A 23425-nucleotide genomic window follows, 5' to 3' on the forward strand; every position below is an offset into this window, starting at 1 on the left:
GGGTAAGCCTTGCTCCCACAGTGCGGGTTACGCCAGCAATTTCTGCAATTGAGCAGTGGTGTCTACGGCACCCATGGTTTTGGCCGCATCCAGCGCCGAGACACCATTGGCATCCTTGGCTTTCGGGTCCGCGCCCTTGCTGATCAGGTAATCAACAATTTCCACGCGGTTGAACATCGCCGCCATCATCAGCGCCGTGCGGCCGTCGAACGACGAACCTTCCACTTGCGCCCCGCCGTCGACCAACGCTTTGACCACCGCCAGGTCGCCCTTGAACGCGGCGCCGGCAATCGGGCTCTGGCCGTTGTCGTTGCGGATTTCCGGGTCGGCCTTGTGTTCCAGCAGCACTTTGACGGTCTCGACGTGGCCATGGTAGGCGGCGAGCATCAGCAAGGTGTCGCCCTTGTGGTTACGCAGGTTCGGCGGCAGGCCTTTGGTCAGCAGCGCAGCCATCATGGCCGCATCGCCCTCCCGCGCTTTGTTGAATACCTGTTCGGCAAATTCAGCGGCTTCTTCGGGCGTCATCTGGCGGCTTTGGTCTGACATGGGGGACTCTCTATTCGGTCAATCGGAAAGCCGACAGTTTCCCGAGCGCTCCGGCGCCTGTCACTCCTTTTTTCTCATGGGCGACCATAGCCAGATTCAATAGCGGTACTTGCCCGCGTGAATATCCGCCAGTACCTCGCCGGTGACTTGCACGTAGGTCTGGGTGCCCGGCAGCCAGGCGTAGATCGGATCATCGCCGGTTTTGCCGGGGTCGAAGGCTTCGTCCTTGAGTCGGGTCTTTTGGTATTTGAAGGTCCCGGTGGTCTCCATTTTCACTTTCACCCGCAGGAACAACGGCACTGCGTAGGCAGGCATTTGCTGGCGGGCAAAACTCAGCAGCTCGCTGAAATCCAGGGTCGCCAAGGACTCGGTTGGGGTAATCGCCGCCATCCCGGCGCGACCGTTGGTGTTGCGGATCTCCACACCGTAGGCCACCGCCTCGCAGATGTTCGGGTGTTTCAACAGGATATTCTCGACCTCGGTGGTCGAAACGTTCTCGCCCTTCCAGCGGTAGGTGTCGCCCAAGCGATCGACAAACTGCGCGTGACCGAAACCGATGTTGCGCAGCAGGTCGCCGGTATTGAAATAGCGGTCGCCCTTGGCGAACACATCGTGGAGCACGACTTTCTCGGTTTTCTGCGGATCGGTGTAGCCGTCGAGGGGTGCCTTGTCGTCGATTTTCGCCAGCAGCAACCCCTGCCCGCCCTTGGCGACTTTACTCATCAGGCCCTTGGCGTTGCGAATCGGCGCGCCGCTGTCGTGGTCGTACGCCACCAGTTCCCAGGACATCAGGGAAAAACCGATGGTGTTGTCGAAGTTGAGGATGTTGGTGAAACCGATGTTGCCGTCGCTGGCCGCGTACAGCTCGCAGATGTGGCTCACCCCGAAGCGCGTCTTGAATTCGCGCCAGGCGCCGGGGCGCAGGCCGTTGCCGATCATCTTGGTCACGCCGTGCTGGTTGTCGTTGGCACTGACCGGTTGATCCACCAGATAACGGCAGAGTTCGCCGACGTATCCCAACGTGGTCGCCTGGTACTTGCGTACGTCGCTCCAGAACTGACTGGCGCTGAACTTGCGGCGGATGGCAAACCCCGAAGCGCCGCTGATAGCCGAGCCCCAGCACACGCAAAGCCCGGTGGCATGGTAGAGCGGCAAAGTGCAATACACGACATCTTGCGGCTGCATATCCAGGGCAATCATTCCGAAACTGGCGGAGCTGCGCATCCAGCGCCCGTGCTTGAACACGCCCGCCTTGGGCAACCCGGTGGTACCGGAGGTGTAGATATAGAAGCAAGTGTCGTCGAAAAACACCTGCTGGCTGCTGGCCGGGTTGTCGTCGGGGGCGTCGGCGCAAGCCATCATCAGGTTGACGAAGCGATCGGGCGAAATGCCCGGATAGCTGAAAGTGTCGCGGTCAGCCACGAACCAGGTGCGTGCCGCCGGGATAGACACCCGCTCGCGAACCGCCGAAAACGCCGGCACCAACTCTTCGCCGACGATGATCGCCACCGGCGCCACCAGGTTCAGGCTGTGGGCCAGGGTGTCGCGGGTCTGCGAGGTATTGAGCAACGCACTGATCGCACCGACCTTGGCCACCGCCAGGATCGTCACCAGCAGTTCCGGGCGGTTCTCGATGAAGACCGCCACCACATCGCCCTTGCCGATTCCTTGACTGACCAGGTGATGGGCGATGCGATTGGCCCATTGATTGACCTGCGTATACGTCAGCAACACCTCGTCTTGCAGCAAGGCGAGGCCATCGGGATTGCGCAAGGTCGCCTGCTCGAAGCACCAGCCGAGGCCACACGGTTGGGTCGGGTCCTTGACGTTGGCGGCCTTCATGCCTTTCACCACGCGAGGAATGGCTTTGGCAATGGTCGGCAGTTTGCGGAGCATCATGCCCCAGGTAATCGTGTCGCTCATGGTAGCTCCCGGTCGGTCTTCTTATTGTCGGGCGGCGTTGATTGAGCCCGAAAATACGTCAGCGGTTCTGGAGCTGTACACGCGGTTTTTGCAATGTTTTGTATCCGCCCTGGATACCTGGGAAAACGTGATCCCTGGCCGTGCCATTCGTTCCATTCAATCGTGCGTAACCACGCAAAATGCAGGATGCACGATGGCCATTCATGCAGATTGCACGAAACCAAAAAACCGACATATAAATAACTTATTGATTTATAACGGCTTTTAAAATTTACGGTGCTGGCACAATCACTGCAACTACCTCTCCATGCTTGCTAATTAAGCGCTAACGGAGCTGATAGACATGAGCCTGATCCAAGAAAAATTTACCTCGCTGTTCTCCAACTTCGACGTGACCACCCAGGCACGACCTGACGGTGGCATCCTGCTGACGCTGCGCAGCACCGAAGGCAAAGTGTTTAAACGTTCGATTTCTTACCAGCAATTGCATGCTGGTGATCAGCTGTCGTGGGTGATCAGCGCCATTCGCCGTGACCTGGCTGAACAGGCCAGCGAACTGCCGCAGATCTCCATGCTGCAAAGTCAGCAACGGTTTGCACTGCCGACTTATCATTCGGCGTAAATCGTTTGCCGCTTTAAACAAACAGGCCGTGACAGCTTTCGCTTCACGGCCTGAGTTGTTTCTGGAGTAACACGATTCCCTGCAATCCCCCTGCATACCCTGTAGGAGCGAGGCTTGCCCGCGAAGGCGGTGTGTCAGGCGACATAAATGTTGGCTGATCCGACGCCTTCGCGGGCAAGCCTCGCTCCTACAGGTTATGTGGGTTACATCGCAGCAGGGTTGATCCGAGCAAAGCTGTCGACCGTCACATGCCCCGCCAACTCACCGCCTTCTCGGGCCAACCCGCACGTCGCCATGCCAGCCGTACGCGCCGCGTCGAGTTCTTCGACGATGTCGGACAGGAACAGAATCTGCGAAGCCTCGAGTGAAATCGCCTGAGTAATGCGCGCATAGGACTGTGCCTCGCGCTTGGGCCCTGAGGTGGTGTCGAAGTAGCCGCTGAACAACGGCGACAAATCCCCCGCCTCCGAGCAACCGAAGATCAGTTTTTGCGCCTGGATCGAGCCCGAGGAATAAACAAACAAACTGTAGCCATCCTGATGCCAGCGCTTGAGCGCTTCAACGGCATCCGGGTAAACATGGCCCTTCAACTGCCCGGCCTGATAGCCCTGCGCCCAGACCATGCCTTGCAACGCCTTGAGCGGCGTGGCCTTGCGGTCTTCGGCGATCCAGCCCAGCAGGATTTCAATGACCCGCTCAACGTTTGCCTCAGGTTCGTTACTGTCCCGGCGCACGGCGTCCAGTTGCTCAGCGACATCCGCCCGTGCGGCGTGTTGGCGAACAAAGTTCGGCAGGTGTTTGGCGGCGTAAGGAAACAACACGTCGAACACAAAACTCACCGCGCTGGTGGTGCCTTCGATGTCGGTGAGAATCGCTTTGATCGGCATTAAATCAGTCCTCAAGACGCGGGAAGCGGTTGGCGATGTCTTCGCCGGTGAACTTGGCGACCCAGCCTTCGGGGTTGTTGAACAAACGGATCGCTACGAAATGCGGATGCTCGCCCATGTCGAACCAGTGCGGCGTGCCGGCCGGGACCGAGATCAGGTCGTTTTTCTCGCAGAGCACGGCGTAGACGTAATCGTCGATGTGCAGGGTAAACAACCCACGGCCGGCGACGAAAAATCGTACTTCGTCTTCCCCATGGCGGTGCTCGTCGAGGAACTTGGCGCGCAGCTCGGCTTTTTGCGGGTGATCACTGTTGAGGCTGATGACATCGACGGTGATGTAGCCGCGTTCGGTCATCAGTTTGTCGATCTGTTCCTGGTACGCGGCGATCACTTCTTCCTGGCTGGCGCCGGGCTGGATTTTCGCGGTGGCTTGCCAGCGGTCGAAACGCACACCCTGCTCGGCGAGGGTCGAAGCGATGTCTTCGAAGTGGGTCAGGACCTTGTTCGGTATTTCCGGGCTTGAGACGTGATAAACGGACAGGCTGCTCATGGGGCAATTCCTCGGTTTCGGCCGCACCGTCCGGTTCTTTCAGACCGGTCGGGCGCGGCGCTTCATCAGGCAAATGGGCTACTTCCGGTGAAGTCAGCCTTGGCGGTTCATGACGCTGCGGGTCTTCAACTCGCACTCGAACAAAAATTCAAAGGCCTCGATCTGGCGCAGGGCGTCGCTCATGCGTGCGCCCCAGGTGTAGAGGCCGTGGCCGCGAATCAGGTAGCCGACGCAATCGGGATGGGCGTCGAGCCAAGGCTGCACCTTGGCGGCGAGGCGCGCAATATCCTGATCATTGTCAAAAATCGGCACCCGCACCCGGGACTCGTGGGTCGACACGCCGCTGAAGGCTTTTTGCAGCTCGTAGTCTTCGAACTCGATGAAATCTTGCGGCGTCAGGCGCGACAGCACCGTGGCATTCACTGAATGGGTGTGCAGCACCGCACCGATTTCCGGGCGCCAGCTATACAGCTGGGTGTGCAGCAGGGTTTCGGCGGACGGCTTTTTGCCCGGTTCCAGGCTGTTGCCCGACAGATCGGTGGCCAGCACATCGTCGAGGCCCAACTGGCCTTTGTGCTTGCCCGACACCGTCAGCAACGCTTCGGTCGGCGACAGGCGTGTCGAATAGTTGCTGCTGGTGGCCGGCGACCAGCCGCGACCATACAAAAAACGCCCGGCGTCGATGATTTCCTGGGCGAGGTGTTCACGGGTAAGGCTCATGGCCGGTCCTCTTGCATACGTGTGGCAATGATAACGGCAGCCGCGAAGGCTGCGAGGCTGGCGATACTAAAGGTCAATGTGGCGCCGAGGGCATTCCAGCTGTAGCCGGAATACAACGCGCCGAGGGCGCCGCCGGTGCCGGCCAGTGCCGCGTATAACGCCTGGCCCTGGCCTTGCTGACGGGCGCCGAAGCTACGTTGCACGAACTGGATGGCAGCCGCGTGAAAGCTGCCGAAAGTGGCCGCGTGCAATACCTGCGCGAACAGCAGCACCCAGAGAAACTCAGCGAACGAACCTAGCAACAACCAGCGCAGGGCCGCCAGCAGAAAACTCGCCATCAGCACCCGGCGCACCGAGAAGCGCGCGAGGATTTTGCTCATGGCCAGGAACATCAAGACTTCGGCGACAACACCGACGGCCCAGAGCATGCCGATCACGCCACGGCTGTAACCGAGACGTTCCAGATGCAGGGTCAGAAAGGTGTAATACGGCCCATGACTCATCTGCATCAGCGCCACACAACCGTAAAACGCCAACACCCCAGGGCTGCGCAATTGCTTGAGGAAGCCCTCCCCGGTCACGCGTTCGCTCTGCACCGGTTGCGCGTTCGGCACCCACAAACTGCTGACGACGATCCCGGCCATGATCAGCACCAGCGCCACGGGGTAGATGTCCAGGCTCAGCCATTCAAAGACCCGCCCGAGTGCGACCACGGTGATGATGAAACCGATGGAGCCCCACAAACGAATCTGACTGTAACGGGAGGTCTGGCCCTTCAGGTGCGCCAGGGTGATGACTTCGAACTGTGGCAGCACCGCATGCCAGAAGAACGCGTGCAGGGCCATGACCATCGCCAGCCAGGCGTAGGTTTTGCTGACGAAGATCAGCGAGAACGTCAGCAGCGTGCAGACTGCGCCGAAGCGCACGATGGCCAGGCGTCGACCGGTGTAGTCACCGAGCCAACCCCAGATGTTCGGCGCCACGCAGCGCATCAGCATCGGGATCGCCACCAGCTCGCCGATACGCGCGCTGGAAAAGCCCAGGTGATCGAAGTACAGCGCCAGGAATGGCGCTGTCGAACCGAGCAAGGCGAAATAGAACAGGTAGAAACTGGAAAGCCGCCAGTACGGGAGCGACGCCAAGGTCTTCAGACCCCGGCGACTGTCAGGTGAGCCATTAAAGCTGACCCAACACCGGCGTACTCACTTGCACATCGGCGTTCTGCCCACGGTGACGCAGCAGGTGGTCCATCAGCACGATGGCCATCATCGCTTCGGCAATCGGCGTGGCACGGATGCCGACGCACGGGTCGTGGCGGCCCTTGGTGATCACGTCCACCGGGTTGCCATGGATGTCGATGGAACGGCCGGGCGTAGTGATGCTCGACGTTGGCTTCAATGCCAGATGCGCGACGATTGGCTGGCCCGACGAGATCCCGCCGAGAATGCCGCCAGCGTTGTTGCTGAGGAAACCTTCCGGGGTCATTTCATCGCGGTGTTCGGTGCCGCGCTGGGCGACGCTGGCGAAACCGGCGCCGATTTCCACGCCTTTGACCGCGTTGATGCTCATCAGCGCGTGGGCCAGTTCGGCGTCGAGGCGGTCGAAGATCGGCTCGCCCAGGCCCGGCATCACGCCTTCAGCGACCACGGTGATCTTGGCGCCGACCGAATCCTGGTCGCGGCGCAACTGGTCCATGTAGGCTTCCAGTTCCGGCACCTTGTCTGGATCGGGGCTGAAGAACGCGTTGTCTTCCACCGAATCCCAAGTCTTGAACGGGATTTCAATCGGGCCGAGCTGGCTCATGTAGCCACGAATGACGATGCCCTGGCTGGCCAGGTATTTCTTGGCAATCGCCCCCGCCGCCACCCGCATCGCGGTTTCCCGGGCCGAGCTGCGACCGCCGCCGCGGTAATCGCGCTCGCCGTATTTATGGTGGTAGGTGTAGTCGGCGTGGGCCGGACGGAACAGATCCTTGATCGCCGAGTAGTCCTTGGACTTCTGGTCGGTGTTGCGGATCAACAGGCCAATGGCGCAACCGGTGGTGCGGCCTTCGAACACGCCGCTGAGGATTTCGACTTCGTCGGCTTCCTGGCGCTGGGTGGTGTGGCGGCTGGTGCCGGGCTTGCGGCGGTCAAGGTCACGCTGCAGATCCTCCAGGGAAATCTCCAGACCCGGCGGGCAGCCGTCGACAATGGCGACCAACGCCGGACCATGGCTTTCGCCAGCGGTGGTGACAGTGAACAGCTTGCCGTAGGTATTGCCGGACATGCGGGACGCTCCGTGAAATCGAACCTGAATACGTAATGCGCGCCAGTATACGCAGGCAACCCAAGTAGTTCATCCTCGAACCTTCCGGGTGCCCGCGAGTCCAACCGGCACCTTGTCCATGATGGCGTGATGATGCTGCGAGTTCTAGCCTTGAGCCTTACCCTGTTTACCGGCTTCGTGCAGGCGACCGTCCTACAACGACCGATTACTTTGGATACCGGCACCGGAGAGCTTTTCGGCTCTTTATTGCTGCCTAAATCCGACGCGCCAGTGCCGGTTGTCCTGATCATTTCCGGCTCCGGTCCTACGGATCGCGACGGAAACAACCCCGACGGCGGGCGCAACGACAGCCTCAAGCGCCTGGCCTGGGTGCTGGCCAAACACAACATCGCCAGCGTGCGCTACGACAAGCGCGGCGTGGCGGCCAGCCTGGCCGCGACCCCGGACGAACGCAATCTGTCGGTGGAAGCCTATGTCGCCGACGCCGAAGCCTGGAGCCGCAAGCTCAAGACCGATCCGCGTTTTGGAAAATTGATCCTGCTGGGCCACAGCGAAGGCGCCTTGATCGCCACCCTCGCGGCACCGAGCGTCGATGCGGCGGCGGTGATTTCCATGTCCGGCAGCGCCCGGCCGGTGGATCAGGTGCTGCGCCAACAATTAGCCAATCGCCTGCCGCCACCACTGATGCTGCGCAGCAATGAACTGCTCGACAGCCTCAAGGCTGGCCACACCGATGACAACGTACCGCCGCAATTGCAGGTGATTTTCCGCCCAAGCGTGCAGCCGTATTTGATTTCGCTGTTCCGCCAGGATCCGGCGGCGGCTTTCGCCAAGTTGAAGATGCCGGCGCTGATCATCCAGGGCACCAGCGATATCCAGGTCGGGGTGGGTGACGCCAAGTTGCTCAAGGCAGCCAAACCCGACGCTGAATTGGCGGTGATCGAAGGCATGAACCACGTGATGCGCATCGTGCCCAACGACGTGAAACGGCAATTGGCTTCCTATAAGGATCCGAATTTGCCACTGGCGGCCGAACTTGGCTCGCGAATCCTCGGGTTTATTGACGGACTTCGCTCCAGTTAAGCGCTGTTTAAGCTCTGTTTGCCCTCTAGACTTCAAAAAAACGGCCGATAAGCCTTTGTCGCCAGCGCTATGACTGGCGGCAAGCAGAGCTTGGACAGGATCTCGCCGTTATGACTGATACCCAGACTTCACCCGACACCACCGCTGAAAAAGACGCACCCCCAGTGGTCGAGCTGCCGTGGGCGGACGTCCACGCCGAGCACCACAGGATGCTCCGCCTTGCGCCGTTGAAGACCGACCGCAACACCGGTAGCCGGCCGTTGCGCTTTGTCGAGTTCGGTTACGCCGAGCGCAACAGCAAGGAACGCAGCCTGATGCGCCTGACCATCAAGCTGCCGGGCCAACGAGTGCGCAAAGAGCAGAATCACTTGGACGTGTGGGTCGATCATGAGACCCGGCGCGTGCATTTCGGGCCTGAAAGCGGCTTGCAAATCGAGCCGATGAACCGCGGCATCGGGCGCTATCTGGCCGCTCAGGGCATTAGCTGGGCGAAAAGGCACTGGCCCGCCTACACCGTCGACGGCAGCGACCTGAACAATAAAGATGCGCTGAACGAAGACACGCGCCTGCGTCGTGACCACTTTTTGCGGGTGCACGGTTTTGATGTGGCGTACGCCGATGCCCAGCATTTGAAGGGTAGCGTCAAAGAGGTGAAGGTCGGCGACTTGCTGGCGGACTGGAACAGCGAAAAGCTGCAACAGGTGGAAATTCTCGAAGCCGCGCAGATGCTGCAGCAGGCCGAGCAGAATTTGGCCGAGCAGGAAGTGAAGCTCAAGAAACACGAAGAGAAGGTCAGCAAGTACAAGCGCGAAGACGCCGGATTGCGTTTTACGATTACGTGCCTGGTGGCGTTTTCGGTGTTTCAGGCGGGGTTGTTGATCTGGATTGCGACGCACCGTTGAAGGCTGATCGTTCCCACGCTCTGCGTGGGAATGCAGCCCGGGACGCTCCGCGTCCCTTTTCAAGCCGAACGCAGAGCGTCCGTGGAGGCATTCCCACGCAGAGCGTGGGAACGATCTTTACCGGTTAAACGCGGGAAGCAAACACGGCCTGATGATCGCGGCACTGCTCCGCCGTCAACATGAACACCCCATGCCCACCGCGCTCGAAATCGAGCCAGGCGAAGTCGACTTCCGGGTACAGCGCTTCGACGTGCACCTGGCTGTTGCCCACTTCGACAATCAACAAACCCTTCTCGGTCAGGTGATTCGCCGCTTCGGCGAGCATCCGCCGCACCAGGTTCAAACCGTCGTCACCGCAGGCCAGGCCCAGTTCCGGTTCGTGCTGGTATTCGTCCGGCATGTCAGCGAAATCTTCCGCATCGACGTAGGGCGGGTTCGACACGATCAGGTCGAAACGTTGCCCTGGCAAGCCATCAAAACCATCGCCCTGAACCGTGTACACCCGCTCATCAACGCCATGGCGCTCGATGTTCTGGTTGGCCACTTCCAGCGCTTCGAACGACAGATCGGCCAGCACCACTTCGGCGTTCTGGAACTCATAGGCACAGGCGATGCCGATGCAACCGGAACCGGTGCACAGGTCAAGAATCCGCGCCGGATCGTTACCCAGCCACGGCGCAAAGCGCTTTTCAATCAGCTCGCCGATCGGTGAACGCGGGATCAGCACGCGTTCATCGACAATGAACGACATGCCGCAGAACCACGCCTCACCCAACAGGTAAGCGGTGGGAATGCGCTCCTGAATGCGACGCTTGAGCAAGCGTTGCAGATTGACCAGCTCATCGTCTTCCAGATTGCAGTCCAGATAGCTGTCGGCAATTTCCCACGGCAAGTGCAGCGCACCCAACACCAGTTGACGGGCTTCGTCCCAGGCGTTGTCGGTCCCATGGCCGAAAAACAGATCCTCCCCATGGAAGCGGCTGACGGCCCAACGGATATGGTCGCGCAGGGTACGAAGTCGGGAAGTGATCACAGCGGCAGCTCCAAATAAAACGACTGGCAGAAAAACGACTGGCGATTCTAACAGCCAAAACGCGCCACGACGACGCAGGAAAAACACCGGATCAGATGTAGGACTTATCCATTTTTTCGGTTGGCTATTGAACATAATGAGCATCTTGACAAGGCTGCAAGCCAACAACGACGGTGCCTACGATGGTAGCGATTCACAGAACCGCTCAGCCAGAGGACAATGTCGCAAAAGCCCCACTCCAAGGAGCCCCAGAATGTCCGTTCCACAAACGATGTTTCAACTCAGCGGCCGCGGTTACCCGGCGGCCAAACTGAGCCAAGCGACCGTCATTATCATCGATGCTCAGAAAGAATACCTCAGCGGCCCGTTGGCCCTGAGCGGCATGGATGCTGCCGTCGCGAACATCAAGCAACTGGTGGCCGCTGCCCGTGCAGCCGGTCGACCGATCGTGCACGTGCGTCACCTCGGCACCGTCGGCGGGCTGTTCGATCCACAGGGCGAACGCGGTGAGTTCATTCCAGGCCTCGAGCCAACGAGCGACGAAACCATTATCGGCAAATTGCTGCCGAGCGCATTCCACGGCACCACGCTGTACGATCGCCTGCAAGACCTCGGCTCCCTGGACCTGATCGTCTGCGGCTTCATGAGCCATTCCAGCGTCAGCACCACGGTGCGCGCCGCGAAGAACCTGGGCTTTCGTTGCACGCTGGTCGAAGATGCCTGTGCAACCCGCGACTTGCCGTACAAGGGTGGCGTTCTGAGCGCCGAGCACGTTCAGCAGACCGAAATGGCGATCATGGCGGACAACTTTGCCACCCTCGCCCTGACCCACGAGCTGATCTGATCGACTTCAGGTGAGCGGCTGTTGCCGCCGCTCATCCGCAAAAGCCTCTCATTTGCTGCAATTGCCCTAGCCTCAGGAACATCCCGGTCAACTCCCGGTCGAAGGGCCGATACCCATTGAGGAAGGTCGGAATGAAGTTATCCGATGGTTTTGATGCACGCCGCTTGCGGCCCAAAGGCCAAAGCAACTGGCGTTTTCGATTCGGCGCAGCCATTGCCGCCCTGCTGGCGATGCTCGGCGTGTTGATGACGCTGGCCGGTGTCGGCAGCCTGCTCGGCCACGCGCCCGCCATGGGCGAGTTGAATACCAACAAGGTCGGTTCGGCGGTGATTCTGGTTATTGGCCTGTTCGTGCTGTACATCGGCGTGTGGCTGTGGCGCCGCTGCCGTCGCCGCTCGCGTCAATCGCAAGCGCTGAACATGGCCCCGCATTTGATGAAAAAACACGACTGAATTCTTGGGCTCGGCAGTTTGCCGGGCCCAATTGTTATCGATCGCGTCCCGACTTGGGTAAACTGGCGGCCTTCGCGGAGGCTGACATGCAAGACGACGATTTTTCCCTGTTCAAAAGTGCGACCCAAGGCATCAAGCCGATCAAGCATGATCGCGCCGAAACCGGCAAACCCAAAAGCGACCGCGCCCAGATCGCCAAGCTGCGCCAGGCCGCCACCGTGCGCACCGATGCCACCACCGTTGACGGCCTGTCCGATCAGTTCGTGATCGACGTCGGACCGGAAGACGAGTTGATGTGGGCTCGCGACGGTGTCCAGGAAAGCCAGATCCGCAAACTCAAGATTGGCCAGATCCCGTTCGAAGGCAGCCTCGACCTGCACGGCATGAATGTGGAAAAGGCCCGGGAAACCCTCTGGGCATTCCTCGCCGAAGCCACCAAATTCGAAATCCGCTGCGTGCGCGTCACCCACGGCAAAGCCGTACGCCTGGACGGCAAGCGCCCAATGATCAAAAGCCACGTCAACACCTGGCTACGCCAGCATCCACAGGTGCTCGGATTCACCTCGTGCCAACCGAAACACGGCGGCGCCGGCGCGGTGTATGTGATGCTCAAACGCACCATGATGGAAGGTCGTGACGAGTAAAGCTGTCGCGCCACGCTTGCAGCGCCGTGTCCGCCACCGTACCCTTGCCCTTTGCGAAAAATCCCACAGGTAGTTTCATGTCCCTGGAACAGAATTACACCGCGATTCTCGGCCAATTGGGCGAGGACGTCTCCCGCGAGGGCCTGCTCGACACGCCAAAGCGTGCCGCCAAAGCCATGCAGTACCTCTGCCGCGGTTACGAACAGACACTGGAAGAAGTCACCAACGGTGCCTTGTTCAGCTCCGACAACAGCGAAATGGTGCTGGTCAAGGACATCGAGCTCTACTCGTTGTGCGAACACCACTTGCTGCCGTTCATCGGCAAGGCCCACGTCGCCTACATCCCGAGCGGCAAGGTCTTGGGGCTGTCGAAAGTCGCGCGGATCGTCGATATGTACGCCCGCCGCCTGCAGATTCAGGAAAACCTCAGCCGCCAGATTGCCGATGCGGTCCAGCAAGTCACCGGCGCCCTGGGCGTTGCGGTGGTGATCGAGGCCAAGCACATGTGCATGATGATGCGCGGTGTCGAGAAACAGAATTCGTCGATGATCACCTCGGTGATGCTCGGTGAGTTCCGCGAAAACGCAGCGACTCGCAGCGAGTTTCTCAGCCTGATCAAGTAACGCGCTACACGAAGAAAACCGGCATTCATCGCCGGTTTTTTTTCGCCTGTGAAAAATCAGGTAAGCTGCGCGCCTTTCTCGATTCCCACCGTGAGGCTTTCAACGTGTTCGTAAAAGCGCTTCGTGTCGGCCTTGGCCAACTGATCATCTTCATCGACTTCATCACCCGTCCGGGAAAGAAACAGCGCCCGGCCGAGGCTCAAGCCCAGGTCAACAGCGCTGCAAAGGACCTGACCCTGTATCAGTTCCACGCCTGCCCGTTCTGCGTGAAAACCCGCCGCACCTTGCGCCGTTTGAACGTGCCGGTGGCGCTGCGCGATGCGAAGAACAACGAACAGGATCGCCAGACCCTGCTGGACCAGGGCGGCAAAATCAAAGTGCCGTGCCTGCGGATTGAAGAGAATGGCCAGACCACCTGGATGTATGAGTCCAAGGTAATTATTGATTATCTGGATAAGCGGTTTGCGGCTGTCTGATTTTTCAGTGGCGTTTTTGCGGGCGCCATCGCGGGCAAGCCTTGCTCCTACGGATTGGTGGCGCTGCTCACATTTTGCGATCAATCCCAACCTGTAGGAGCAAGGCTTGCCCGCGATGAGGCCAGCCCAGACACTGCAAAGCTCCAGACAAAAAGAAACCGGCCCTCGCGCCGGTTTTTCTGTTTCTACCCTCCTGCCGCGCCGCAAAGGCGTCACCGCAGGCGATATATCCCTAGCGCCAAACTTTTCGTCGACAAAATCAAAAACATTATTTGCTTTATTTGTATACAAAAGCATAATCCACTTCGTGCGAGTTCCTGACCAAGCGGTCAACAAATTCGCAAGTGCCTCAAAGGGCCGCTGCCACCCTCATGGGTCCGGCCCTGGAAATAAAAATAAAACTCTTGAGGAGTACTCGCTGTGGAAAGCCGCAAATCCGAAGCCCCGTCGCTGGAACTCTCGCCGCCGTTACGCAATGGCTGGCTGGAGCGCATCTTCAAACTCACCTTGCACGGCACCACGGTGAAGACCGAGCTGATTGCCGGTCTGACAACCTTCATCACCATGGCTTACATCATCTTCGTCAACCCGAACATCATGGCCGACGCCGGCATTGATCACGGCGCCGCGTTCGTCGCCACCTGCATCGCCGCCGCGCTGGGTTGCCTGTTGATGGGCCTGTACGCCAACTGGCCGGTCGGCCTCGCGCCGGGCATGGGCCTCAACGCGTTCTTCACTTACACCGTGGTCGGCACCATGGGCTACAACTGGGAAACCGCACTCGGCGCGGTGTTTGTCTCGGGTGTGCTGTTCATGATCCTGACCTTTTCCAGGATTCGCGAATGGCTGCTCAACAGCATTCCAGTCAGCCTGCGCTACGCCATGGGCGCCGGTGTCGGGCTGTTCCTGGGGATCATCGGCCTGAAAACCGCCGGTATCGTCGTCGATAGCCCTGCAACCCTGATCAAGCTCGGCTCCTTGCGCGAACCCGGCCCGCTGCTCGCCGCCATCTGCTTCCTGATGATCGCCGTACTCAGCTACCACAAAGTCTTCGGCGCGATCCTCATCAGCATCATCACCGTGACACTCGCCGGTTGGGGCCTGGGCCTCGTCCACTACGAAGGCATCATGTCCGCCCCGCCGAGCCTGGCGCCGACCTGGATGGCCATGAACGTTGCCGGCGTATTCAACGTCAGCATGATCAGCGTGGTGCTGGCGTTCCTCTTCGTGCACATGTTCGACACCGCCGGCACTTTGATGGGTGTCGCCCAGCGCGCCAACCTGGTGAACGCCGATGGCCGGATCGAAAACCTCTCCCGCGCGATGAAAGCCGACAGTGCGTCCAGCGTATTCGGGGCGATGGTCGGTGTTCCACCGGTCACCAGTTACGTGGAAAGTGCCGCGGGTGTCGCCGCGGGTGGTCGGACTGGTCTTACCGCCGTGACAGTAGGTGTGCTATTTATTGCCGCGATGTTCTTCGCACCGCTGGCTGGCATGATTCCGGCTTATGCAACCGCCGGTGCATTGATTTACGTAGCGATGCTGATGATGAGCGGCATGGCTCACATCGAATGGGATGAAGCGACCGACAGCATCCCGGCGATCGTCACCGCAATCATGATGCCGCTGACCTTTTCGGTCGCCGACGGTATCGCGCTGGGCTTCATCACTTACGTCGTGCTGAAGGCCGGCACCGGTAAGTACAAGGAAATTTCCGTCAGTCTGTGGGTGCTCTGCGCGATCTTCATCGCCAAGTTCGTTTTCTTGTAAGCGGTCATAGCTTCAACCAGCCTCACCCCGTCGGGTGGGGCTTTTGCACATTAGGAGGAAAGTGATGAGTCTGGAAACCTGGCTGCTGTTCAGCGGCGCGGCGCTGGTGGTGATCCTGATCCCGGGGCCATTGTCTTTGCTGATGATCAGCAACAGTTTGAACTACGGTTTGCGCCGTTCTTACCCGGCCTTTCTCGGTGGGGTGATTGCTTCGATTTGTCTGCTCAGTGCCTCGGCGCTGGGTCTGGGCGCCCTGCTGCTGGCCTCGGAACAGCTGTTCAGCGCGCTGAAGATTGTCGGCGCGCTGTACCTGTTCTACCTCGCCTGGCAGAGCTGGCAGCAATCGCGTCAGCCGTCGGTGGGTGCCGAAGTGCCCCAGGCTGCGCCGGTGCCGCGCTTTCGTGCGCTGTTTGGGCGCGCATTTGTGCTGGGCGCGAGCAATCCGAAAGATATCCTGTTCTTTGCTGCTTTCCTGCCGCAGTTCTTGAGCGCCGAGCAACCGTTCCTGCCGCAGTTGCTGGTGATGATTGCGACTTGGACTGTGCTGGATCTGTTGTGCAAGTTGGCTTATGGGTTGGGTGCCCATGGGGCGGCGCGGTATTTGCGCACAGGTAAGGGACAGAGTTGGTTTAACCGGATCAGTGCGGGGTTGTTCAGTGGGGCGGGTGCGGCGTCGTTGTTGAGCCGCTAAAAGCTTCGCGGGCAAGCCTCGCTCCTACAGGTTTTGTGTCGATTAGATCACCGCGACCTGTAGGAGCGAGGCTTGTCCGCGAAGGCGTCGCCCGCCACACCACATTTCCCAAGGCAAAAAAAAGCCCGCAGTGTGAGCGGGCAAAAGACCAAAGAAGCTGTATGCGCAGGATTCTTGGGGGGAAAGTCCTAGCTTCCTCTGTAGGTCGAATAGCTGTAGGGCGAAATCAGCAACGGCACATGGTAGTGATCCTGTTCGGCAGAGATGCCAAACCGCAGCACCACCACATCCAGGAACGCCGGCTCTGGCAGCTGAACGCCACGGGCGCGGTAGTAATCGCCCGCATGGAACTGGACTTGATAGACCCCGGAACGGTAGTCATCACCTTGCAGCAACGGTGCATCGACACGGCCGTCGCTGTTGGTGATCGCGCTGGCGACCAATTCCAGTTGCGAACCTTCAACGCGGTACAACTCGACCTTGATCGAGCTGCCCGGGCAACCGTGTGCAGCGTCCAAAACGTGTGTAGTCAAACGTCCCATTGATTCTGCGCGCCTGGCCGCAATGAGCAGACAGGCCTCGCGCCTCCCGAAGTCAGTTGAAAGGAGACCGCACCGTTTCGGAGCACGAAAAGCTGCGGCGAGCGACTGATTAAGACACTTTTCAAAAAAATTGTACACAATAAAAACGACATTTTTATCCCGATCACCGCCATCCGGGGATTCCCGGTGAATCTGACCACGAACCATGCGTGCAGCGGACCTTCTATCCATTAGCTGACCAGTCAGGCAGGTTTCTTGCAATAGCATCCATTCATGACAGTTAATGAAAAATGCAAAAAATCAGGCTTACAAAGTGAATATAAAGTTGTATACAATCAGCCCATCGCTGTGACGCCACACCAGGCTGCCACACAACTCTGACCTTGAATAAGTCGACACGAACAAGAAGGAAGACTGCAGTGAGCGCTGACTACCCACGCGACCTGGTCGGTTACGGCAGTAACCCTCCGCACCCACACTGGCCGGGCAATGCCCGCATCGCCCTGTCCTTCGTGCTCAATTACGAGGAAGGTGGCGAGCGCAATATCCTGCACGGCGACAAAGAGTCCGAAGCCTTCCTCTCGGAAATGGTCTCGGCGCAGCCGCTGCAAGGCGCGCGCAACATGAGCATGGAATCCCTTTACGAGTATGGCAGCCGCGCCGGTGTGTGGCGGGTGCTGAAGCTGTTCAAGGAATTCGACATCCCGCTGACCATCTTCGCCGTGGCCATGGCCGCCCAGCGTCACCCGGACGTGATCCGCGCCATGGTCGATGCCGGCCACGAGATCTGCAGCCACGGCTATCGCTGGATCGACTACCAGTACATGGACGAAGCCCAGGAACGCGAGCACATGCTCGAAGCGATCCGCATCCTCACCGAACTCACCGGCAGTCGCCCACTGGGCTGGTACACCGGCCGCACCGGCCCGAACACCCGTCGGCTGGTGATGGAAGAAGGCGGTTTCCTCTACGACTGCGACACCTACGACGATGACCTGCCCTACTGGGAACCGAACAACCCGACCGGCAAGCCGCACCTGGTGATCCCGTACACCCTGGACACCAACGACATGCGCTTCACCCAGGTCCAGGGTTTCAACAAGGGCGACGATTTCTTCGAATACCTCAAAGACGCGTTCGACGTGCTGTACGCCGAAGGTGCCGAGGCGCCAAAAATGTTGTCGATCGGTTTGCACTGCCGCCTGATCGGCCGTCCGGCGCGTCTAGCCTCGCTCAAACGCTTTATCGAATACGCTAAAAGTCATGAACAGGTGTGGTTCAGCCGTCGCGTCGATATCGCTCGCCACTGGCACGAAACCCACCCGTACCAAGGGGCTGCCCAATGAGCACCTTTCAAACTGTCAAACCATCGACCCTGAGCCGCGACGGGTTTGTCGCCGCTTTCGCCGACATCTACGAACATTCGCCATGGGTGGCCGAGAAGGCCTTCGACCTGGGCCAGGACGCCTCGATCGACGAGATCGAAACCCTGCACCAGCGCATGAGCGACATCCTGTTGAGCGCCGACCATCAAAGCCAGCTGGCTCTGATCAACGCTCACCCGGACCTGGCCGGCAAAGCCGCCGTCCAGGGCCAACTGACCGCGGCCAGCACTGAAGAACAGTCTGGCGCGGGGATTCACCAATGCACGGCCGAAGAGTTTCAACGCTTCACCGAGCTGAACGACGCCTACAAAGCCAAGTTCAAGTTTCCCTTCATCATGGCGGTAAAAGGCAGCAACCGGCATCAGATCCTCGCGGCGTTCGAAACGCGCATTCACAACTCGGCAGACACCGAATTCAAATGCGCGCTGGCGGAGATCAACAAGATAGCGTTGTTCCGATTACTGACTCTCTAGCGAACTTGGCCCGAGTGTAAAAAACGCGAATACACCCAGGGCCCTGCAAGCATCCCAAGCCAACTTTATTAAAGGCAGACAAGAAGAATGAAAGCTTACGCCGTACCTTTCGAGAAGTTCGTCAACCTGGCCGACGCCCGCCTGGGCACCAAAATCATCTCGGTCACCGATGACTGGTTCGCTGATGCCAACCGCCTGTTCCAGCCGACCCCGGCGGTGTGGAAAGAAGGCGTGTTCGATGACAACGGCAAGTGGATGGACGGCTGGGAATCGCGCCGCAAGCGCTTCGAAGGCTATGACAGCGCCGTGATCCGCCTGGGCGTGCCGGGTTCGATCAAAGGCGTGGACATCGACACTTCATTCTTCACCGGCAACTACCCGCCGTCGGCTTCCCTGGAAGCCTGTTTCCTGGCTGAAGGCGAGCCAACCGAAAACACCCAGTGGGTTGAAGTGCTGTCCGCCGTCGAGTTGCAAGGCAACAGCCACCACTACCACGAAATCAATAACGACCAGGCCTTCAGCCACCTGCGTTTCAACATCTACCCGGATGGTGGCGTAGCGCGTCTGCGTGTGTACGGTGTGCCGCACCGCGACTGGTCGGCGGTTGGCGACAACGAACAGATCGACCTGGCCGCAGCCCTCAACGGTGGCCGCGCCCTCGCCTGCTCCGACGAACACTTCGGTCGCATGAGCAACATCCTCAACCCGGGCCGTGGCATCAACATGGGCGATGGCTGGGAGACCGCACGTCGTCGCACACCAGGTAATGACTGGGTGATCGTCGCGCTGGGTCATGCCGGCGAAGTCGAGAAAGTCATCGTCGACACCCTGCACTTCAAGGGCAACTACCCGGACACTTGCTCGATTCAGGGCGCATTCGTGAAGGGCGGCACCGACAGCCAGATCGAAACCCAATCGCTGTTCTGGCGCGAACTGCTGCCAGCGCAGAAACTGGAAATGCACGCCGAACACACCTTCGCCGAGCAGATCAAGGCCCTGGGCCCGATCACCCACATCCGCCTGAACGTGTTCCCGGATGGTGGTGTGAGTCGCCTGCGGGTTCTCGGCAAGGTCGCGAAGTAACACCCGATCGTTCCCACGCTCTGCGTGGGAGTGCATCACCGGACGCTCTGCGTCCGCTTTGGATGTGACGCGGAGCGTCACGGGCTGCATTCCCACGCAGAGCGTGGGAACGATCAAAACGATCAACACAAATTCAAGGTAAGAAGACCAGCATGCGCACACTGACGATTGAACCGCTGACCAAAGAAGCCTTCGCCCCTTTCGGTGACGTGATTGAAACCGACGGCAGCGATCACTTCATGATCAACAACGGTTCGACCATGCGCTTTCATAAACTGGCGACGGTGCAGACCGCCACGCCAGAAGACAACGCGATCATCAGCATTTTCCGCGCCGACGCGCAGGACATGCCGCTGACCGTCAGCATGCTGGAGCGTCACCCGCTGGGCAGCCAGGCTTTCATCCCGCTGCTGGGCAACCCCTTTCTGATCGTGGTCGCGCCACTTGGCGATGAACCTGTATCAGGCTTGGTCCGCGCCTTCGTTACCAACGGCAGGCAGGGCATTAATTACCATCGCGGCGTTTGGCACCATCCGGTGCTGACGATCGAAAAGCGGGATGACTTCCTGGTGGTTGATCGCAGTGGCACAGGCAATAACTGCGATGAGCATTTTTTCAAAGAGGATGAGCGTTTGATCCTCGCCCCCCACCAATAAGAGAAGGTCTGATCACTCGACAACAGAGTGACAGGCGAGAGGTAAAGACTGTGGAAGCACATCTGTTGGAATGGCTGAACCTGAGCGTACGCTGGGTTCACATGATTACTGGCGTGGCCTGGATCGGTGCGTCGTTCTATTTCGTCTGGCTGGAAAACAACCTCAATCGGGTCAACCCGAAAAGTGGTCTGGCGGGCGATCTGTGGGCGATCCACGGCGGCGGTATCTATCACCTGGAAAAATACAAACTGGCTCCACCGACCATGCCGGACAACCTGCACTGGTTCAAATGGGAAGCCTACTTCACCTGGATGTCGGGGATCGCGCTGCTGTGCGTGGTGTTCTACTCCAACCCGACGTTGTACCTGCTGGCACCGGGCAGCACCCTGAGCGGTCCTGAAGGCGTGGCTATCGGTATCGGCTCGCTGTTCATCGGCTGGTTCATCTACTCCTTCCTCTGCGACTCGGCACTGGGCAAACGCCCTGCCCTGCTCGGCGGCATCCTGTTCGTGCTGATCATTGCGGCCGCCTACGGCTTCAGCAAAGTGTTCAGCGGTCGTGGTGCGTACCTGCACGTCGGCGCGATCATCGGCACCATCATGGTCGGCAACGTGTTCCGCATCATCATGCCGGCGCAACGTGCACTGGTGGCGGCGATTGCCGAGAACCGCACGCCGGATCCGGCGCTGCCGGCCAAAGGTTTGCTGCGTTCGCGTCACAACAACTACTTCACCTTGCCGGTGCTGTTCATCATGATCAGCAACCACTTCCCGAGCACCTACGGCAGCCAATACAACTGGCTGATTCTGGCCGGGATCGCGGTGCTGGCTGTGTTGGTGCGTCACTACTTCAACACCCGCCATGACAGCCACAAGTTTGCCTGGACCCTGCCGGTCGCCGCCGTCGGCATGATCAGTCTGGCCTACGTGACTGGCCCGGCGCAGATGCCGAGCGCACCTGAAGTGGCCAAGGCCCCTGGCACCATCGAGTACCAGCCGTTGCCGGAAACCGCCCTCGGCGGTGGCGCCAAACCTGCTGAAGCCAAGCCTGCCGCGCCTGCCGCTGCACCGGCCCAGGCTTCGAATCAGGGCCCGGCGTTCGACAAGGTGCACAGCGTGATTCAGGAGCGCTGCGCCGTGTGCCATTCGGCCAAACCCACCAGCCCGCTGTTCAGTGCAGCACCGGCCGGCGTGATGTTCGATACCCCGCAACAAATCCAGCAATTGGCCCCGCGGATCCAGGCGCAAGCCGTCGCCAGCCAGATCATGCCACTGGGCAACATCACCCAGATGACCCAGCAAGAGCGTGACCTGATTGGTGCCTGGATTGTTCAGGGAGCACAGACCAATTAATCGCTGAAAAGCTTCGCGGGCAAGCCTCGCTCCTACGGATTGTAGGAGCAAGGCTTGCCCGCGAACGGCCGCGCCGCGGTCAACCTGCTGCAAAAATCACAAGAATAAAAAAGATCCGAGGTGTTGCATGTCCGAGCTATCCGAAGCGCGCATCCCCGACGCACCCGCCATTCAGCGTTTGCCCCTTTTGCAACTGATCCTGGTCGGTCTGCAACACGTTCTGCTGATGTACGGCGGCGCCATCGCGGTGCCGCTGATCATCGGACAAGCCGCTGGCCTGAATCGTGAAGAAATCGCCTTCCTGATCAACGCCGACCTGCTGGTGGCCGGCATCGCCACCATCGTGCAATCCCTCGGCATCGGCCCGATGGGCATTCGTATGCCGGTGATGATGGGCGCCAGTTTCGCCGCGGTCGGCAGCATGGTGGCCATGGCAGGAATGCCCGGTATCGGCCTGCAAGGGATCTTCGGCGCGACCATCGCCGCCGGGTTCTTCGGCATGCTCATCGCGCCATTCATGTCCAAAGTCGTGCGCTTCTTCCCGCCCCTGGTGACCGGCACGGTCATCACCTCGATCGGTTTATCGCTGTTCCCCGTCGCCGTGAATTGGGCCGGCGGCGGTGCTGGCGCCACGCAATTCGGTTCACCGATTTACCTGGCCATCGCCGCGCTGGTGCTGGCGACCATTCTGCTGATCCACCGCTTTATGCGCGGGTTCTGGGTCAACATTTCCGTGCTGATCGGCATGTGCCTGGGCTACACGCTCTGCGGTGTGATCGGCATGGTTGACCTGAGCGGCATGGCTCAGGCGCCGTGGGTGCAGATCGTCACGCCGCTGCACTTCGGCATGCCGAAATTCGAACTCGCACCGATCCTGTCGATGTGCCTGGTGGTGGTGATTATCTTCGTCGAGTCCACCGGGATGTTCCTCGCCCTGGGCAAGATTACCGACCGCGAAGTCTGCCCACGAATGCTGCGTCGCGGTCTGCTGTGTGACGCCGCTGCCTCGTTCTTCGCCGGTTTCTTCAACACCTTCACCCACTCCTCGTTCGCGCAGAACATCGGTCTGGTGCAGATGACCGGCGTGCGTTGCCGCTCGGTGACCATCGTCGCCGGTGGCTTGCTGGTGGTATTGAGCCTGCTGCCGAAAGCCGCGTTCCTGGTGGCATCGATCCCGCCAGCGGTCCTCGGCGGCGCGGCGATTGCGATGTTCGGCATGGTCGCGGCCACTGGCATCAAGATCCTGCAAGAAGCCGACATCGGTGACCGGCGCAATCAACTGCTGGTGGCAGTGAGCATCGGCATGGGCCTGATCCCCGTGGTGCGTCCGGAATTCTTCGCGCACTTGCCCATGTGGATGAGCCCGATCACCCACAGCGGCATCGCCATGGCCACCCTCAGCGCTCTGTCGCTGAACCTGCTGTTCAACATTCTTGGCGGCCGCGAACGCGCAGCCATCAACGATTGCGCAGCCCACCCGCACTAATAACCCGGAAAACACACCCCCCTTGTGGGAGCGAGCTTGCTCGCGATAGCGGTGTATCAGCACCACACACGCCGACTGATACGACGCAATCGCGAGCAAGCTCGCTCCCACAGGGTCAGCAGTGCTTGCGCCTCAACAATAAAAACAAGAGGAAGCACCCGATGGTTTTTACCCCCTCAAGCCTGTCGTTTGACGACGGCAGGCCCACTTCCGCCAACCGTGCCCCAAACCTGTCGTCGGTGCGCTGTTGCGGGGCACTTGAGACCTGGCCAAGGAGTCAGTATTCTCCGCCGCCGCCCGAATCTGGTCTAAAAAAAAGCCCGGATTTAATTCCTGACCAGAAAGCCAACTTATCCCGGCACTGGACGGTATCAAGGCATCCCAAAATCTCTCGTAATCGACTGTTTCCGAACA

The 23425-nt window shown here is 59.7% G+C and carries 25 protein-coding genes; 16 read left to right on the forward strand and 9 right to left on the reverse strand.

Annotation, left to right across the window (positions count from 1 at the left end; all coding sequences use genetic code 11):
• Positions 1-27 precede the first annotated feature (27 nt).
• Both BK667_RS26970 and BK667_RS26975 read right to left on the reverse strand, forming a co-directional pair.
• Entirely contained in the window at positions 28-546 is a 519-nt protein-coding gene (locus tag BK667_RS26970) for an ankyrin repeat domain-containing protein (protein WP_123403169.1), read from the reverse strand.
• 96 nt (positions 547-642) lie between these two features.
• Positions 643-2469 carry a long-chain-acyl-CoA synthetase gene (locus tag BK667_RS26975; RefSeq protein ID WP_123599411.1) on the reverse strand — a complete coding sequence of 609 codons (1827 nt, stop codon included), beginning with the start codon at positions 2467-2469 and terminating at the stop codon, positions 643-645.
• A gap of 343 nt (positions 2470-2812) precedes the next feature.
• On the opposite strand from BK667_RS26975, the gene BK667_RS26980 reads away from it, so the two are divergent.
• The gene (locus tag BK667_RS26980) at positions 2813-3091 is read left to right on the forward strand and encodes a DUF3509 domain-containing protein (protein ID WP_054048577.1); all 279 of its coding nucleotides are present in this window, start codon (positions 2813-2815) and stop codon (positions 3089-3091) included.
• A gap of 203 nt (positions 3092-3294) precedes the next feature.
• Here the strand turns inward: BK667_RS26980 and mtnC are convergent, their stop codons facing one another.
• From mtnC to aroC, 5 genes are all read right to left on the reverse strand, one after another.
• Positions 3295-3978 carry an acireductone synthase gene (gene mtnC, locus BK667_RS26985; protein WP_123599412.1) on the reverse strand — a complete coding sequence of 228 codons (684 nt, stop codon included), beginning with the start codon at positions 3976-3978 and terminating at the stop codon, positions 3295-3297.
• Between the two features lie 4 nt (positions 3979-3982).
• A complete protein-coding gene (locus BK667_RS26990; protein ID WP_123510739.1) occupies positions 3983-4528 on the reverse strand; it encodes a 1,2-dihydroxy-3-keto-5-methylthiopentene dioxygenase in 546 nt (181 codons plus the stop codon).
• Between the two features lie 93 nt (positions 4529-4621).
• Complete coding sequence (locus tag BK667_RS26995; RefSeq protein WP_054048583.1) at positions 4622-5248, reverse strand: methylthioribulose 1-phosphate dehydratase; 627 nt, start codon at positions 5246-5248, stop codon at positions 4622-4624.
• Complete coding sequence (locus BK667_RS27000) at positions 5245-6390, reverse strand: MFS transporter (protein ID WP_123510735.1); 1146 nt, start codon at positions 6388-6390, stop codon at positions 5245-5247. The genes BK667_RS26995 and BK667_RS27000 overlap by 4 nt, the downstream gene beginning before the upstream one ends.
• Before the next feature lie 34 nt (positions 6391-6424).
• Positions 6425-7516, reverse strand: a complete 1092-nt coding sequence (gene aroC, locus BK667_RS27005; protein WP_123599413.1) for a chorismate synthase — start codon at positions 7514-7516, stop codon at positions 6425-6427.
• Between the two features lie 129 nt (positions 7517-7645).
• On the opposite strand from aroC, the gene BK667_RS27010 reads away from it, so the two are divergent.
• Both BK667_RS27010 and BK667_RS27015 read left to right on the forward strand, forming a co-directional pair.
• On the forward strand, positions 7646-8599 hold the full coding sequence (locus BK667_RS27010; protein ID WP_123510731.1) for an alpha/beta hydrolase: 954 nt from the start codon (positions 7646-7648) through the stop codon (positions 8597-8599).
• Positions 8600-8709: 110 nt separating this feature from the next.
• Positions 8710-9501, forward strand: coding sequence for a hypothetical protein (locus tag BK667_RS27015; RefSeq protein ID WP_123599414.1), 792 nt, complete (start codon positions 8710-8712; stop codon positions 9499-9501).
• Between the two features lie 124 nt (positions 9502-9625).
• Here the strand turns inward: BK667_RS27015 and prmB are convergent, their stop codons facing one another.
• Positions 9626-10534: a 50S ribosomal protein L3 N(5)-glutamine methyltransferase gene (gene prmB, locus BK667_RS27020; RefSeq protein WP_123510727.1), complete on the reverse strand. Its 909-nt coding sequence runs from the start codon at positions 10532-10534 to the stop codon at positions 9626-9628.
• Positions 10535-10787: 253 nt separating this feature from the next.
• Between prmB and BK667_RS27025 the strand changes: the two genes are divergently transcribed.
• The 7 genes from BK667_RS27025 to BK667_RS27055 all read left to right on the forward strand — a co-directional run bounded on the left by BK667_RS27025 (position 10788) and on the right by BK667_RS27055 (position 16034).
• The gene (locus tag BK667_RS27025) at positions 10788-11378 is read left to right on the forward strand and encodes a cysteine hydrolase family protein (protein WP_123599415.1); all 591 of its coding nucleotides are present in this window, start codon (positions 10788-10790) and stop codon (positions 11376-11378) included.
• Between the two features lie 131 nt (positions 11379-11509).
• Positions 11510-11830, forward strand: coding sequence for a hypothetical protein (locus tag BK667_RS27030; RefSeq protein ID WP_123510723.1), 321 nt, complete (start codon positions 11510-11512; stop codon positions 11828-11830).
• An 86-nt stretch (positions 11831-11916) separates the two neighbouring features.
• The gene (locus BK667_RS27035; RefSeq protein ID WP_123510762.1) at positions 11917-12474 is read left to right on the forward strand and encodes a Smr/MutS family protein; all 558 of its coding nucleotides are present in this window, start codon (positions 11917-11919) and stop codon (positions 12472-12474) included.
• 77 nt (positions 12475-12551) lie between these two features.
• On the forward strand, positions 12552-13097 hold the full coding sequence (gene folE, locus BK667_RS27040) for a GTP cyclohydrolase I FolE (protein ID WP_003204506.1): 546 nt from the start codon (positions 12552-12554) through the stop codon (positions 13095-13097).
• A 104-nt stretch (positions 13098-13201) separates the two neighbouring features.
• Positions 13202-13573 carry a glutathione S-transferase N-terminal domain-containing protein gene (locus BK667_RS27045; protein ID WP_054048702.1) on the forward strand — a complete coding sequence of 124 codons (372 nt, stop codon included), beginning with the start codon at positions 13202-13204 and terminating at the stop codon, positions 13571-13573.
• 420 nt (positions 13574-13993) lie between these two features.
• Entirely contained in the window at positions 13994-15343 is a 1350-nt protein-coding gene (locus BK667_RS27050) for an NCS2 family permease (RefSeq protein ID WP_123510719.1), read from the forward strand.
• Between the two features lie 64 nt (positions 15344-15407).
• Positions 15408-16034 (forward strand): LysE family translocator, encoded by a 627-nt coding sequence (locus BK667_RS27055; RefSeq protein WP_054048710.1) that lies wholly within the window; start codon positions 15408-15410, stop codon positions 16032-16034.
• Between the two features lie 188 nt (positions 16035-16222).
• On the opposite strand, the gene uraH is transcribed toward BK667_RS27055, so the two are convergent.
• Positions 16223-16576: a hydroxyisourate hydrolase gene (gene uraH, locus BK667_RS27060; protein WP_010456673.1), complete on the reverse strand. Its 354-nt coding sequence runs from the start codon at positions 16574-16576 to the stop codon at positions 16223-16225.
• 419 nt (positions 16577-16995) lie between these two features.
• Here uraH and puuE point away from each other — a divergent pair, with 419 nt between their 5' ends.
• The 6 genes from puuE to BK667_RS27090 all read left to right on the forward strand — a co-directional run bounded on the left by puuE (position 16996) and on the right by BK667_RS27090 (position 23011).
• Positions 16996-17922, forward strand: coding sequence for an allantoinase PuuE (gene puuE, locus BK667_RS27065; protein ID WP_123510717.1), 927 nt, complete (start codon positions 16996-16998; stop codon positions 17920-17922).
• Positions 17919-18434 (forward strand): 2-oxo-4-hydroxy-4-carboxy-5-ureidoimidazoline decarboxylase, encoded by a 516-nt coding sequence (gene uraD / locus BK667_RS27070; protein WP_123510715.1) that lies wholly within the window; start codon positions 17919-17921, stop codon positions 18432-18434. Before puuE ends, uraD begins: the two co-directional genes overlap by 4 nt.
• A gap of 87 nt (positions 18435-18521) precedes the next feature.
• Entirely contained in the window at positions 18522-19517 is a 996-nt protein-coding gene (gene alc, locus BK667_RS27075) for an allantoicase (protein ID WP_123599416.1), read from the forward strand.
• Between the two features lie 152 nt (positions 19518-19669).
• Positions 19670-20173: an ureidoglycolate lyase gene (locus tag BK667_RS27080; RefSeq protein WP_010456681.1), complete on the forward strand. Its 504-nt coding sequence runs from the start codon at positions 19670-19672 to the stop codon at positions 20171-20173.
• Positions 20174-20223: 50 nt separating this feature from the next.
• The gene (locus BK667_RS27085) at positions 20224-21525 is read left to right on the forward strand and encodes a urate hydroxylase PuuD (protein ID WP_123599417.1); all 1302 of its coding nucleotides are present in this window, start codon (positions 20224-20226) and stop codon (positions 21523-21525) included.
• Between the two features lie 127 nt (positions 21526-21652).
• Positions 21653-23011, forward strand: coding sequence for a nucleobase:cation symporter-2 family protein (locus tag BK667_RS27090; protein ID WP_123599418.1), 1359 nt, complete (start codon positions 21653-21655; stop codon positions 23009-23011).
• Positions 23012-23425: the final 414 nt, after the last annotated feature.

This window comes from Pseudomonas frederiksbergensis (genome assembly GCF_003732705.1).
Lineage (GTDB): Bacteria > Pseudomonadota > Gammaproteobacteria > Pseudomonadales > Pseudomonadaceae > Aquipseudomonas > Aquipseudomonas frederiksbergensis_F.